Source organism: Streptomyces sp. NPDC048484 (genome assembly GCF_040651415.1).
Taxonomy (GTDB): Bacteria; Actinomycetota; Actinomycetes; order Streptomycetales; family Streptomycetaceae; genus Streptomyces.
Genome location: NZ_JBEZJY010000022.1, coordinates 107496 through 121235 on the forward strand (window position 1 = coordinate 107496; position 13740 = coordinate 121235).

Sequence of the window (13740 nt, forward strand, 5' to 3'; positions counted from 1 at the left end):
GGTGGCCCGCCGACCAGCGTCGACCAGGCCGGACACAACATTGAGGCTAGTCTCTGACTGTGCTCGGTCCGGCAGGGTCATCGCTGAGGAAGAACGCGCCTGTTCTCGCGGCGCGTTGGGACGCGCTGGGTGTCATGCCGAGGGACGCGGTGTTCACCGTCCTGCTCGCCCCGGTGGTGTTCGCGCCGGTGACGGCTCCGCTCGGCGCGCAGTTCGGTGATCTGGCGGAGCGTCCGTCCGGCCTGCCGGGTGCGCTGGTGACGGTCGCTCTGTGGCTGCCGCTGGTGCTGCGGCGGCGATGGCCCGGCGGGTGCCTCGCGCTGGTGGCAAGCGCGTTCGCGGTCCACGAACTGGTCGGTTATCCGCAGACGTGCGCGAGCATGGGCCTCTACATCGCGCTGTACAGCGTGGGCGCACACGGAAACCCTGCCGGCGGCGTACGCCGAACTCTGGCGGTCGCCGTCGCGACCACGTTCTACGTGCTGTTCGCGCTCGGGTTGCATGGCAGGGGCTCGCCTCAGCGCGTGCCCGACTTCGTCCTCCTTTACCTGAGCCTGGTCGGCTTCTGGGCCGTGGGCAAGGTCGTACGAGCATGGCGGGACGGGGAGGCGGAACGGCACCGGCTCAGCGTGGAGGCGGCCACGGCGCGTGAACGGGCTCGTATCGCCCGGGAGTTGCATGACGTGGTGACCCACCACGTCACCGCCATGGTGGTCCAGGCGGACGCAGCCCAGTTCCTGCTCGCCGACGCGCCCGAGCGGGTGGCAACCGGGCTCGGCGCGATCAGCGACTCCGGGCGGCATGCCCTGACCGACCTGCAGCACCTGCTGGGCGTACTGAAGGCATCCGGTGGCACGTCCGGAGACACGGCGGCCGGCGGGCCGCGAGCCGCGGTGTCCGAGGTGCCCGCGGTGTCCGAGACGTCCGCGGGGGACCGTACGCCGGAGCCGGGCGCGCTGAGCGATCTGGTCGAGCAGACCCGGACGGCGGGACAGCCCGTGGAACTGGCGGAACAAGGAGAGAAGCTGCCGCTGGCCGCGGCGGTGGAACTGGCCGCGTACCGCGTGGTGCAGGAGGCGCTGACCAATGCGCTCAAGCACGCGCCGGGCCACCGGACGCTCGTCCAGGTCCACTACGGCCGCCACGAGGTGGCGGTCGAGGTGACCACAGAGGGGGCACCCGCCACGGCGGCTGCCCCCGGACTCAGGCCGTTGGGCCGGGGCAGTGGGCACGGCCTGATCGGACTGCGCGAGCGGGTGAGCGTCTTCGGCGGTGAACTGTCGGCCGGCAGCCGGCCGGACGGCGGCTTCAGCGTCCGCGCTCGCATACCCTCCGGAACACCCGGGGGCGAGGCATGACAGACAAGACAGGTATGACCGGCGACGGCTCCGGAGTGCCGATCCGGGTCCTGGTCTGCGACGACCAGGAACTTGTACGGACCGGTTACGTCACCATATTCACCGCGCAGCCGGACATCGAGGTCGTGGGAGAGGCCGGAGACGGGCGCACGGCGGTGGAAGCCGCGAGACGGCTGCGCCCGGACGTGGTGGTGATGGACATCCGCATGCCCCTGCTGGACGGCATCGAGGCGACCCGGCTGCTCGCAGGACCCGGCGTGGTCGAACCGATGAAGGTCCTGGTCGTCACCACCTTCAATCTCGACGAGTACGTGTACGAGGCACTGCGCGCCGGGGCGAGCGGCTTCCTGCTCAAGGACTCGACCCCGCGTGACCTGGTGAACGGCATCCGGACGATCGACGCGGGAGAGTCCCTGCTGGCACCCGCCGTCACCCGCCGGCTCGTAGGCAGGTTCGCCGACCGGATTCGCCACCCTCGTCGCCACACCGCGGCACAGGCGCTGTCCGCCCTGGCACCCCGCGAGACGGAGGTGCTGAAACTCATCGCCGAGGGGCTGTCGAACACCGAGATCGCGGAGCGGATGGTCATCAGCCGCGAGACGGTCAAGACGTACGTGTCGCGGATCCTGACCAAACTCGATCTGCGCGACCGCGTTCAGGCCGTCGTGCTGGCCCACCGGGTGGGTCTGGTCAGTTCCCACGACTGAGGCGGGCCCGCGTCCGACGCGGAGGGGCGTGGTCCTTGCCCGCCCGTGTCCCCCAGGAGAGCTACACCCGACTGTCCCCCACGGGGCGACGCTCTTCGATGGCCCCGGCTCATAGCGTTCCTGCCAACGCGGCGGCGACCGACCGTCCGCGTCGGTTCGGAAGGAATGGCATGTCGCATCGCTACGCGCAGTCGCTGAAAGTCCTGTTCTCGCAAGAACCGCTCGTGCCGACGCGCCGGGTGTGGCCGGCGGGCGTGCGACTGGCGGTGCTGGCGGTGCTCCTCCTCGCGGTCATGGCGCTCGCGGCCGGGGTGCGGGCGGTGGCGGGGAGCAACCCGGCCCTCTCCCTGCTCGCGGGTGCCGTGGTCGTGGCGGGCAGTCTGATCGCGTACGCGGCTGCCGTACGGGCCATGGAGCAGCGCGCCGTGGTCGAACTGGACCCCGCGACCGCCACCTCCGCACTGCGCACCGGTTCTCTCGCCGGTGTCGGACTCTTCACCGCGACGCTCGTGCTGATCGCGGTATTCGGTGGGTACGGCACGGACGGCGGAGGGTCCGTCGGCGGGATGCTGGCCGTCCTCGGGCTGATGACAGGTGTCGCGGTCACGGAGGAGCTGCTGTTCCGAGGGGTGGTCTTCCGTCTCCTGGAAGAGCTCACCGGTACCCGGGCCGCCGTGGCCGTCTCGGCCCCGCTGTTCGGAGTCATCCACCTGCTCAACCCCGGCGCCACGGTCTGGGGCGCCCTGGCCATCGCGGTCGAGGCCGGCCTGATGCTCGGCGCGGCATACGCGGCCACCCGCAACCTCTGGCTGCCGATCGGACTGCACCTGGGCTGGAACTTTGCCGGGAGGGGTATCTACGGCGCCGGCATCTCCGGCGACGACACGACCCCTGTGGGCCTCGTCCAGGGGGTGTTCTCGGGCCCCGAAGCGATCACCGGCGGGGACTTCGGCCCGGAGGCCAGCATCTTCGCCGTCCTCGTCTGCGCCGTTCCCACGATCCTGTTCCTGCGCGCGGCCAAGCGCCGGGGCCGTCTGTACACCCGCGGCCAACTCCGTGCCGGCACGGAGACTTCCACTGCTTCTTCCACCGCGTCTTCCGCGGATTCTTCCACGGACTCCTGAGACTGCGGAGCCTCCGGTCAGCTGGGCAGGCACGGGGCTGCCTTCAGCCGGCGGCTCTTCGGTGTCAAGAATGTTTCTTCTTCAAAAATCGGCGAGAACCGTGGCTTTATTTGGGGGGCGTGAGCCCCCGGACGCGGGGCACCCGCCACGAAGACGGTTACAGAAACCGCAGTGCACTCGTAGTGCACCCGCAATGCACGACGTACGGAAAAAAGAGGGCCAGTAGGAAACTCCTACTGACCTCTGTTTACCGGAGGAGTTGGTTTCGCGTGACTGAAAATGTGTGGGGTTACAGGTCGACGGCGGGCCGTCTGGCGGGCGCTGACCTTACGGGTTACAAGGTCGAGGCCACGGACGGCAGTATCGGCAAGGTCGACAAGCACTCCGACGAGGTCGGGGACGCCTACCTGGTGGTGGACACCGGTGTGTGGATCTTCGGCAAGGAGGTCCTGCTCCCGGCGAGCACGGTCGTCAGCATCGACCAGGAGGAGCGGCGGATCATCGTCGACCGCACCAAGCAGCAGATCAAGGACGCTCCTGAGTTCGACCGCGAGAAGCACCTGGGTGACCAGGGCTACCGCGACCAGCTGGGCACCTACTACGGTACCGGCGGTCCGCACGTCTGATCCACGCCTGTTCTGAGCGACGCGACTGCCCCGGGACTCACCTTGGAGTCCCGGGGCAGTCGCGTCGCTCGTGCCCGGCCACGGCACTGAGAAGATCGTCCGTGACAGTTGCGTCCAGCAGAACCTGGAAGGAACCGACGACATCATGTGCGTCATCGTGACCCGCGGCCTGACGGAGGCATTCGGATGACCGGCAGTGAAGCACCCGTCCTGCTGCACACCACCGGCCGGGCCGCCCACATCATTCTCAACCGCCCGAGGGCCATCAACGCTCTCAACCACGTCATGGTGCGGAGCCTCGACGAGGCGCTGACCGCGTGGGAGCACGATCCGGCAGTCGAAACAGTCGTCATCACCGGCGCGGGGGAGCGCGGCCTGTGCGCGGGCGGCGACATCCGCGCTGTTCACGACGACGCCCGCGACGGGGACGGCACCGCCTCGGCCGCGTTCTGGCGCGACGAGTACCACCTCAACGCCCGTATCGCCCGCTATCCCAAGCCGTACGTCGCCGTCATGGACGGGATCGTCATGGGGGGCGGCGTCGGCGTCTCCGCGCACGGCGGCGTCCGGGTCGTCACCGAACGGTCGAGGATCGCCATGCCCGAGACGGGCATCGGCTTCGTGCCCGACGTCGGCGGCACCTACCTGCTCGCGCGCACCCCGGGCGAACTGGGCACCCACCTGGCCCTGACGGGCGCGCAGATCGGCGCCGGGGACGCCCTGTTGTGCGGGCTCGCCGACCACTACGTACCGTCCGCCTCGCTCCCGCACTTCGTCGCCGAACTCGCCGACCTGCCCGTACGGGATGTGCTGGACCGCCATGTGCGGCCCTCACCGGCGGGGGAGTTGGCCGGGCAGCGGGAGTGGATCGACTCCTGCTTCGCCGCCGGCACGGTCGAGGAGATCGTCGAGCGGCTGCTCGACCATGGCGACCCGGCGGCGAAGGAGACGGCGCAGGCCCTGCTCGCGAAGTCGCCCACGGCGCTGAAGGTCACCCTGGCCGCCATGCGCCGCGCCCGGCGGCCCGGCCCGCTGGAACGGGTGCTGGAACAGGAGTACCGCGTCTCCTGCGCGGCCCTGACGACGCCCGACCTGGTCGAGGGCATCCGCGCCCAGGTCATCGACAAGGACCGCACTCCACGCTGGTCGCCTGCCACCCTGGCCGAGGTCACCGACGCTGACGTGGAGCGCTACTTCGAGCCGCTCGGCGAGCGCGAACTCGGGCTCGTCTGACGCGTCCCGGTGGTCGCCGGCCCGGCAGCATCGGCGACCACCGGGGCCACTGTCCGAACTCTGACCCTGCACCTGCTTTTCCGAAGGTTCCTGTCCCTGGGTCAACCATTCCCTCTGCGCGCGCAATTCAGGTTTTCTTGCCACTCTGGCCACATGACGGCGCACGTATTCGGAACGACCATTTCCTCTACGAGGACGCCGCATCCGGTGCGCTCTGCCTCTACACAATTCAAGGGTTCGGCTCTATGGTCCGTAAGCACGACACCAAGCCGGGCAAGATCCAGTGTGCGGGTTTTGCTTTTCGGCGACCCTTGAGCTTTGGGGGAAGCATGGCCAAAATCAAGAATGTCGTGATCCTCGGCGACAGTATGTCCGACATCGGAAACAAATGGATCTGGCCGTCGGGTCAGGTCGGCCGCCTTTTCGGCCGTATGCGTGTGAACGAAACAGGGCGATTCAGCGATGGAAAGAACTGGACCGACTTCCTCGTCGAATGGTCCACCGGTGAAGCGCTCATGTGGGGGAACAGCGACCTGACGATCCGCAAGTCCACGGATTACCGAACCCTGTCGAACTACTCGGTCCTGGACGTCGACCCCGGCGACAAGCCGCCCCAGATGAAGTCGTGGAGGAGCCTCGACGACTGTCTGAAGCAGCTGAACCAGGAGAAGACCCAGTCGACGAAACCGGTCAATCTCCCGGAGCGGATCAAGTACGTCAACTACGCCATGGGCGGGTGCATCGCCACCAGGGACTGGACCATCGCACCGAAGTTCGGTGCTCTCAGCTACCTCAGGGGCCAGGTGGAGGATTACATCGGCCAACGCAAAGCCCTGGATACGCAATTCGCCGGACCCACCCTGCACGTCGTGTGGATCGGTCTGAACGACTTCGTCACCGCGGAACGCCCGGACTACGATCCCGCGAAAGTGCCGAACGCGCCGGCCACGAACGACTACGCGGCCTGGCGGGCCTGGAGCCAGGCCCATCCCGGCGAGCTCAGGAACGGGGAAGGCGCTTATCCCGCAGTGGAGGAGACACGGTCGCTCATCGAGCTGATCGTCTCCAGTTTCCCCGGCACGAAAGCCGACCAGTACTTCATGGTCATCGACCTCCCGAGCGTGTACAACGCCATCCGGTACATGGACGGCATCGCGGAACCCGACAAGGTCGAACAGGCGAAGACGATCGATCCGGTGATCAGCCGCTACAACGGCATACTCAAGAGCCTCGTGCTGAACTGGCCCGATCCCACCGCGGCCGCCGCTCCCGCCCAGGGCCACGTCCACCTGGTGGAGATGAGCAAGTGGATGAACCACATCAGCCAGAACCTGGACGTCTGGCACCTGTCCAAGAAGGCCCAGGACCCAGGAGTGAAGCCCTTCTACGACGCCGGCATACCGCCGGCCCCCCAGCAGGATCCCGTAGCGGAGGACGTTCGCCGACGCATCACCACCAGCGACCTGGGCCACCCGACCCAGGCGGTCTACAGCCTCATCGCCCGGTACTTCGTGACCAAGCTGCTCAAGAGCGGGCACACCCTGGGCAGGCTCGACAACGACACCTGGTCCAAGGGCGCGCCCTTCAGCGACCAGCCCTTCGACATCCCGTCCTGAGCCGCGCGCCTGCGGGATCCTGAGCCGCATCCCTGCCTGAGCCGTGGTCCGTGACGTTGCTTCGCAGGTATGCGCCTGCTCCAACGCCCCCTCGGCGGGTAAGCATTCGGTGAGAGCAGGTTCTCGCCGGCCGACGCGGTATTGGTCATGCACCCGTCGAGGAGTACCGTCACTTCGGAATCGACGACGGCACCACGGAAGCCGGTGGGAATCCGGCACGGTCGCGCCACTGTGATCGGTGCGCCTCCTCCCAAAGAGGCGCACCGTCAGTCAGACCCGTGGCCGTCGTCCTGTGCACCACCGAGATGGGACGCGAACTCCCAGAGGAGGACCCGCCATGGCGCAGCATGTCGCACCACCGACCACCACCCCTGTTGCCCCCGCCAAGCTGCCGCTGAAGGACATCGCTCCCTGGGCGGTCTTCATCGGCATCCTGATGCTGGTCCTGCTGTACTTCGTCGGCGCCGAACAGGGCGCCACCTCCGTCGTCTCCGGCGGGGACGTCCACGAGTGGGTGCACGACGCACGCCACCTGCTCGGCTTCCCCTGCCACTGACGAGGGGCGCCGCACACCCATGAACTCCGCAACGGTAAGAAACCTGCTCGTGCGGGGCATGCTCGCCGGCCTGGGCGCCGGCGCGCTCGCCCTGATCGTCGCCTACTTCCTCGGTGAACCGAACGTCGACAGCGCCATCGGTTTCGAGGAGTCGCACGCCGCCGCGCACGAGCACGAGGTCGAACTCGTCTCCCGCAGCCTGCAGTCCACCGCCGGTCTCGCCACCGGCGTACTGATCTACGGGGTGGCCTTCGGCGGAATCGCCGCCCTCGCCTACTGCTTCGCCCTCGGCCGCATCGGCCGCTTCTCCCCACGGGCCACGGCACTCCTGCTCTCGGGGGCCGCGCTGCTCACCGTTTACGTCGTACCGTTCCTGAAGTATCCGGCCAACCCACCCGCGGTCGGCAACCCCGACAGCATCGGCAAACGGACCACCCTGTACCTCCTGATGATGGTGCTCAGTGTGCTCCTCGCGATCGCCGCGGTGATCGTCGGCAAGCGACTCGCACCCGGATGGGGCACCTGGTACGCCACCGTTGTCGCCGTCCTCGGCTTCGTCGTCGTGATCGGGTCGGCGTACGCGTTCCTGCCGGCCGTCAACGAGGTTCCCGGCGACTTCCCGGCCGCCCTGCTGTGGCGGTTCCGGCTGTCCGCCCTCGCCCTGCAGATCACGCTGTGGGGAGGCTTCGGTCTGCTCTTCGGCGAACTGGCCCAACGGCTGCTCCACCCCAAACCCGCCACGGTCTCCGCGGGCACGGCGGCAGCCGCCCCGCGCTGACCTACGCGCTCAGTGGTCCCCTGCCGCCTCGGCCGACTCCAGCGGTTGCCCGAGCCGCAGGTTCCACCGGCCGCTGCGTCCGCTGATGGTGGTGGCCGTCAGCGGCGGAACATCGAGCCGCCAGAAGGCTTCCGGGGCCGCTCCCAGCACATGCACCACCGCGGCCCGTACGACTTCCGGTTCGACCACGGCGAGCGTACGGCCACTTGCTTCGGGGGAGGACTCCAACCAGCGTGCCACCCGCCCGCAGGCGTCCTGCACGGACTCCCCGCCGTGCGGCGCGGACGCGGGGTCGGCGAGCCAGCGGGCCACCTCTTCCGGCTCGTCGGTGCTGACTTCGGTGAGGGTCCGGCCGCGCCAGCGGCCCACGTCCAGGCCCGCCAACTCCGCTACGTCCACCGCGCCCAGGCCGAGCGCGTCCGCCGTCTCCCGGCAGCGCACACTCGGAGAAGCCACGACGCGCCCGGCCGCGGGCAGGAACCCGGCCGAGGCGCGGGCGCGGGCCTCCCCTCCGGCGTCGATCGAACCCCCGTCGTCGAAGCGCGCCTGACGCAGTGACGAGCCGGTGGCCGGCGAGATGAAGGTGACGCGGTGGGTCATGTGGGGGCTTTTCGCGTTGTCCGGGCTGGTGAGCGTTGTTTGCGGTACGGCTGCGGTAGGGCTGGGATCAGCGGGTCACTGATCTCCGAGCGGTGTAAGGCTGGGGTACCGCATCCTCGCTGAGCATGTCCATGGTGGCGAATGCTACTGCCGCGGCCGGCCTTCAAATGAGCCGGAACTCTGCCGCGACGCCAGACCGATCGGAGCGGCCAGGTCGCACCACGACGACCGCACGGCACCTCCGACCCCAGGCCTCAGGCCCCTGTCTCCGGTTGCCTCACCGACCTGCCCGCCTCTAGGGTGAATGCGCTTTCATCTGTATGCGTGGATCAGAGAAGACGGGGGCCCGACCCATGAACGGCACCGCATCGTGAACGCAAATCCCACGGTGTACGACGTGGCCGAACGTTCCGGAGTGTCCATCGCCACGGTGTCCAGGGTGTACCGCAGCCCCGACTCCGTGCGCGCCGCCACCCGCGAACGGGTACTGACTGCGGCGAGCGAGCTGGGATACGTACCGAGCGGCAACGCCCGTGGCCTCGCCAGCCGTTCGACCGGCGTCCTCGGCCTGTGCTTCCCGGACTACTCCGACCCGGACACGGTCGGTGCCGAGGACGACGACGCCGCGATGCTCTACTCGGACCAGATCATCCGGGGCATGGAACGCGCGGCCCGTCGGCACGGGTACGCGCTGCTGATCGCGGCCTCCCTCGAAGGAGGCCCGGAGAGCCTCGTGGCACAGGTGGCCGGACGGGTGGACGGCTTCGCCGTGATGGCTCGCACGGTGCCGACCGAGGAGCTCGAAGCGATCTCCAGGCGCCGACCGGTCGTGATGCTGGCCGGCCCTCGCGCACAGGACCCTTCGCTCGACCATCTCGACCATGTCGAGGTCGCCAATGAGGACGGCCAGTACGAGCTGACCCGGCACCTGGCGCACGACCATGGGCTGCGTCGCCTCGCCTACGTCGGGCTCGTGGACGAGTCGCCTGACGTCGAGGCGCGCTTTCGCGGATTCAGGCGGGCCTGCCGCGAGGCCGGGATCGAGACCGCCACCGGACCCGCACTGCGCATGCCGACGATGACCCAGGCCGAGGGCGCCCGCGCCGCTCGTCTGCTGTGCGAGGGGAGCGGTGCCCGGCCCGAGGCGTTCGTGTTCGCCAACGATCAGATGGCGGTGGGCGCGCTCCAGGAGCTGGAACGCCGTGGGCTGTGCGTGCCCGACGACGTCGTGGTGACCGGCTTCGACGGCATCCCGCTGAGCCGCCTGGTGCGCCCCGCCCTGACCACCGTGCGGCAGCCGATGGTGCGCATGGGGGAGGAGGCCGTCGACCTGCTGGTACGACGGCTGAGCGGACAGCCTCCGGAGGAACCCGTCTCCCTGATGCTGCCGGTCGGTGTGGTCCGCCGGGCGAGCTGCGGTTGCGACGAGACGCCGGCCTCCTGACGACCGGCTGAACGCCACGGCTCCGGCGTCCGGCCGGTGACGCGACTACGGCCTGCCATGCGACTACGGCCGGTCACCCGTCTATGGCCGGTGACCCGTCTGCGGCCGGTCACGCGACTACGGCCGGTGACCCGCCCCAACCGCCTCAAGCGGAGCGCCGTGCGGCAGGCCCCCGAAAGCCCTCGCCGCCATCCGTCGCAGGGGCATGATTCACAGACGCTTTGCCCATGCAATGATCCGCTTTACGTTGCTCTCGCCAGGAACAGCCGCACGGAACCTCGCCCAGGCTGTCCGCGGGCGGCACCATGCCGCCAGGGAGCGCGGGCCGCCCGCCTGATGTCCCGCCCGATGTCCCGCCCGTTACGGGAGTGTGACCAAAGCCCCTCTTGCCAGGTCCGGAATCGCTGCCACAGAGTGATGTATGCGCTTACAGGCAGCGCATACATCACAGAGCTCAAGGAGGAGCCGCCCATGAATCGAGCCGTCGCAACCGGGTCGATCGCGTTCACCCTGGCGTCCGCGCTCACCCTCACCGCATGTGGCGGTTCGGGTGGCGCGGGTGTGGCAGCCGACGCCGAGCAGACCCTGACCGTATGGGCCATGGGCACGGAGGGGGAGAAGCTCGGCGACGTAGCCGAGGAGTACGAGAAGTCCCACTCCAACCTCACGGTCAAGGTCACCCCGATCGGCTGGGACGTGGCACATCAGAAGCTGGTCGCCGCTGCCGCCGCGGGAAAACTGCCCGACGTGGTGCAGCTGGGCGGAAGCTACCTGGGCGAGTTCGCCGACATGGGTGTCCTGGAGCCGGTCGACACCAAGACCTTCCGCGAGGACGACTACTTCCCCGCCGCCTGGCAGCAGGGTTCCTACGACGGCAAGACCTACGGCGTCCCCTGGTACGTCGACACCCGCGTGCTCTTCTACCGCACCGACCTCGCCAAGAAGGCGGGGATCAAGACAGCCCCGGACACCATGGCCGGCCTCCAGCGCGCCGCCGAGGCGTACCAGAAGAAGGCCGACACCAAGTGGGGCCTGTCGATCCAGCCGGGTGGCCTGGACACCGTGCAGAGCTTCTACCAGTTCCTGTACTCCGCGGGCGGCGCCATCATCGACGACGCAGGCAAGGCCGCCGTGAACTCCGACGCGGCAGTCAAGGCGCTCGAGAACTACGGCAGCTACTTCAAGAAGGGCCTCAGCGAGAAGTCCGTACGTCCCGGCTACGACGTCACCAAGGACTTCAACACCGGGGCCGTGCCCATGTTCTTCGGCGGTCCCTGGATCACCAACCTCCTCGACGAGAACTATCCCGACCTCGAGGGCAAGTGGGCCGTCGCCCCCGTACCTGCCGACGAGGCGTCCGTGTCCATGGCCGGCGGCTCCAGTCTGGCCGTCTCCGCCGACAGCGACCACAAGGCCGCCGCCAAGGAACTCGTCTCCTACCTCACCGGCGCCAAGGGCCAGGCCGACTGGTTCGAGCGGACCAACGACCTGCCCGCCAACACGGCCGCCTGGAAGACCGGTGAACTCGCCACCGACCCCACCATGCAGGTGTGGCGGAAGCAGATGGACACCGCCCGCGCCACCCCCTCCCAGCCCAAGCTGACCGAGATCACCTCCAAGGTGGACACCGCCATCGAGTCGGTCACCCAGGGCAAGTCCTCCGCGAAGGCCGCGCTGGACAAGGCCCAGTCCGAGATCGAAGGCCTCGTGCAGTAGGAGAGCGTCCCCTTCATGTCCCTCACCACAGGATCGGCCGCCCCGCAGCCGGCCATCGACAAAGGCCCCGGCGGCGGGAGATCCGGTCGCGCCCGCCGAGGCCGCCGCTCACTCAGCAAGCACAACCTGACCGGATGGCTGTTCTCCACGCCGTTCCTGGTGCTGTTCGGCGTCTTCATGCTCTTCCCGATCGTCGCCACGCTCCTGATGAGCTTCACCGACTTCGGCGCCCGCAACGTGACCCGCCCACTGGAGGCGGAGTTCATCGGCCTGGACAACTACACCAAGCTGTTCCAGGACGACAAGTTCCTCACCGCCCTGTTCAACACCGCCTATTTCGTGGTCGTCGGCGTACCCGCGACCATCGTCCTCGGACTGCTGGCGGCGATCCTGCTGAACAACGGCATCGACCGGGCCCGCACCCTCTTCCGCGTCGGCTTCTACGCCCCGGTCGTCACCACCATCGTCGCCGTGGCCGTCGTCTGGCGCTTCGTGCTCGACCCCTCCGACGGGTTGATCGCCTCCCTCGCCTCCGAAGTCGGCCTGACCGCACCGGACTTCCTCGGCTCGGAGACCTGGGCGATGCCGTCCCTGATCACCATGGCCGTATGGCGCAACCTCGGCACCGTCATGGTGCTGTGCATCGCCGGCCTCCAGGCGATCCCCGCCGAGGTCCGCGAGGCGGCCCGCCTCGACGGCGCCGGCGTCTGGCAGGAACTGCGCGGCATCACTGTCCCGCTGCTGCGGCCCACCCTGCTGTACGCCACGGTCATCACCACCATCGGCTACCTCAACGTCTTCGAGGAGCCCTTCGTGATGACGCAGGGCGGCCCCTCCGACTCCACGCTGACCGTGTCGCTCAACATGTACCACGAGGGCTTCAACTTCTTCCATATGGGCTACGCCAGCGCCATGGCGTACGTCCTGTTCGTCGTGATCATGGGCATCACGGTGCTCCAGCTCCGACTGCTGAAGGACAACACCCGATGACCGCCGCGACGCCCGCCAAGGCCCGGACCCGCCATCGCACCGGGCGGGCGCGCACTCCGCTGCTGTACACGATCGCCTCGGTCGCACTGCTGCTGATGGCCGCCCCGTTCCTGTGGATGGCGCTGTCCGCGTTCAAGACGAAACAGGACCTCACTGCGAGCCAGCCCGTGTGGATCCCCTCCCGGTGGACGCTGGACAACTTCACGGCCCTGCTCGACCAGCTCGACATGCCGCTGTACTTCCTCAACTCGCTGATCGTGGCCGTCCTGGTGACCGTCAGCAACCTGCTGTTCTGCTCCATGCTCGGTTACGCGCTGGCCAAGCTCGACTTCACCGGGCGCTCCAAGGTCTTCGCTCTGGTGCTCGCCGCCCTGATGGTCCCCGGCAACCTCATGATCCTGCCGCTGTACGTGCTGATGAACGGCCTCGGCCTGATCGACACCTACGCCGGACTGGTGCTGCCCTTCGCGGCCGGCGCGTTCGGGGTGTTCCTGATGCGGCAGTTCATGCTGTCGGTGCCCGACGAACTGCTGGAGGCGGCGCGCCTCGACGGCGCGGGGGAGTGGTACATCTTCTGGCGGATCGTGATCCCGCTGGTCAAACCGGCCCTCGCGACGTTGACGATTTTCACCTTCCTCGGTTCCTGGAACAACTTCATCTGGCCCCTGATCGCCACCAACGACCCGGACAAGTACACCCTGCCGGTGGCGCTGGCGACCTTCGCCAACGACCCCAACCGTACGGTCGGCGGCGGCAACGGCATGCTGATGGCCGGCTCCCTCCTCGTCGTGCTACCGGTCCTCGCCGTCTTCGCCGTCCTGCAACGGCACTTCACCCAGGGCATGGCCACGGCGGGCCTGAAATAGCCCCACCGGACTCCGTTCTCCGGGCCTCCCTGCCTCCCGGCCCCGCATCTCCCGCATTTCCCGCTTCTCCCGGCGTCGCGTACCCGCCGGCCGCCCTGCCGACGACCGCCGGGCCGGGTCGCCATG

Annotated in this window: 13 protein-coding genes and 1 riboswitch; of the genes, 12 read left to right on the forward strand and 1 reads right to left on the reverse strand. The window is 68.5% G+C overall.

What is annotated here, in order from left to right; translation table 11 throughout:
* Positions 1 to 134 precede the first annotated feature (134 nt).
* From AB0D14_RS22945 to AB0D14_RS22980, 8 genes are all read left to right on the forward strand, one after another.
* The gene (locus tag AB0D14_RS22945) at positions 135 to 1358 is read left to right on the forward strand and encodes a histidine kinase (RefSeq protein ID WP_362781776.1); all 1224 of its coding nucleotides are present in this window, start codon (positions 135 to 137) and stop codon (positions 1356 to 1358) included.
* Entirely contained in the window at positions 1355 to 2065 is a 711-nt protein-coding gene (locus AB0D14_RS22950; RefSeq protein ID WP_362781779.1) for a response regulator transcription factor, read from the forward strand. Before AB0D14_RS22945 ends, AB0D14_RS22950 begins: the two co-directional genes overlap by 4 nt.
* Positions 2066 to 2235: 170 nt before the next feature.
* Positions 2236 to 3189, forward strand: coding sequence for a CPBP family intramembrane glutamic endopeptidase (locus AB0D14_RS22955; RefSeq protein WP_362781782.1), 954 nt, complete (start codon positions 2236 to 2238; stop codon positions 3187 to 3189).
* 269 nt (positions 3190 to 3458) lie between these two features.
* Positions 3459 to 3815, forward strand: coding sequence for a PRC-barrel domain-containing protein (locus AB0D14_RS22960; RefSeq protein ID WP_362781784.1), 357 nt, complete (start codon positions 3459 to 3461; stop codon positions 3813 to 3815).
* A 186-nt stretch (positions 3816 to 4001) separates the two neighbouring features.
* On the forward strand, positions 4002 to 5048 hold the full coding sequence (locus tag AB0D14_RS22965; RefSeq protein ID WP_362781787.1) for an enoyl-CoA hydratase/isomerase family protein: 1047 nt from the start codon (positions 4002 to 4004) through the stop codon (positions 5046 to 5048).
* A 329-nt stretch (positions 5049 to 5377) separates the two neighbouring features.
* Positions 5378 to 6664 carry a hypothetical protein gene (locus tag AB0D14_RS22970; RefSeq protein WP_362781790.1) on the forward strand — a complete coding sequence of 429 codons (1287 nt, stop codon included), beginning with the start codon at positions 5378 to 5380 and terminating at the stop codon, positions 6662 to 6664.
* 196 nt (positions 6665 to 6860) lie between these two features.
* Positions 6861 to 6940: riboswitch (cobalamin riboswitch) on the forward strand.
* Positions 6941 to 7001: 61 nt separating this feature from the next.
* The gene (locus AB0D14_RS22975; RefSeq protein ID WP_362781792.1) at positions 7002 to 7220 is read left to right on the forward strand and encodes a CbtB-domain containing protein; all 219 of its coding nucleotides are present in this window, start codon (positions 7002 to 7004) and stop codon (positions 7218 to 7220) included.
* A gap of 19 nt (positions 7221 to 7239) precedes the next feature.
* Positions 7240 to 7998, forward strand: a complete 759-nt coding sequence (locus AB0D14_RS22980) for a CbtA family protein (RefSeq protein ID WP_362781794.1) — start codon at positions 7240 to 7242, stop codon at positions 7996 to 7998.
* A gap of 9 nt (positions 7999 to 8007) precedes the next feature.
* Here AB0D14_RS22980 and AB0D14_RS22985 read toward each other — a convergent pair whose 3' ends face one another.
* Positions 8008 to 8598: a histidine phosphatase family protein gene (locus AB0D14_RS22985; protein WP_362781796.1), complete on the reverse strand. Its 591-nt coding sequence runs from the start codon at positions 8596 to 8598 to the stop codon at positions 8008 to 8010.
* Positions 8599 to 8968: 370 nt separating this feature from the next.
* On the opposite strand from AB0D14_RS22985, the gene AB0D14_RS22990 reads away from it, so the two are divergent.
* The 4 genes from AB0D14_RS22990 (at position 8969) to AB0D14_RS23005 (ending at position 13614) form a co-directional block, all read left to right on the forward strand.
* Positions 8969 to 10042, forward strand: a complete 1074-nt coding sequence (locus tag AB0D14_RS22990) for a LacI family DNA-binding transcriptional regulator (RefSeq protein WP_362781799.1) — start codon at positions 8969 to 8971, stop codon at positions 10040 to 10042.
* A 471-nt stretch (positions 10043 to 10513) separates the two neighbouring features.
* Positions 10514 to 11758: a sugar ABC transporter substrate-binding protein gene (locus AB0D14_RS22995; protein ID WP_362781801.1), complete on the forward strand. Its 1245-nt coding sequence runs from the start codon at positions 10514 to 10516 to the stop codon at positions 11756 to 11758.
* Positions 11759 to 11773: 15 nt separating this feature from the next.
* Entirely contained in the window at positions 11774 to 12748 is a 975-nt protein-coding gene (locus tag AB0D14_RS23000; RefSeq protein WP_362781803.1) for a sugar ABC transporter permease, read from the forward strand.
* Positions 12745 to 13614 carry a carbohydrate ABC transporter permease gene (locus tag AB0D14_RS23005; RefSeq protein ID WP_362781806.1) on the forward strand — a complete coding sequence of 290 codons (870 nt, stop codon included), beginning with the start codon at positions 12745 to 12747 and terminating at the stop codon, positions 13612 to 13614. Before AB0D14_RS23000 ends, AB0D14_RS23005 begins: the two co-directional genes overlap by 4 nt.
* Positions 13615 to 13740: the final 126 nt, after the last annotated feature.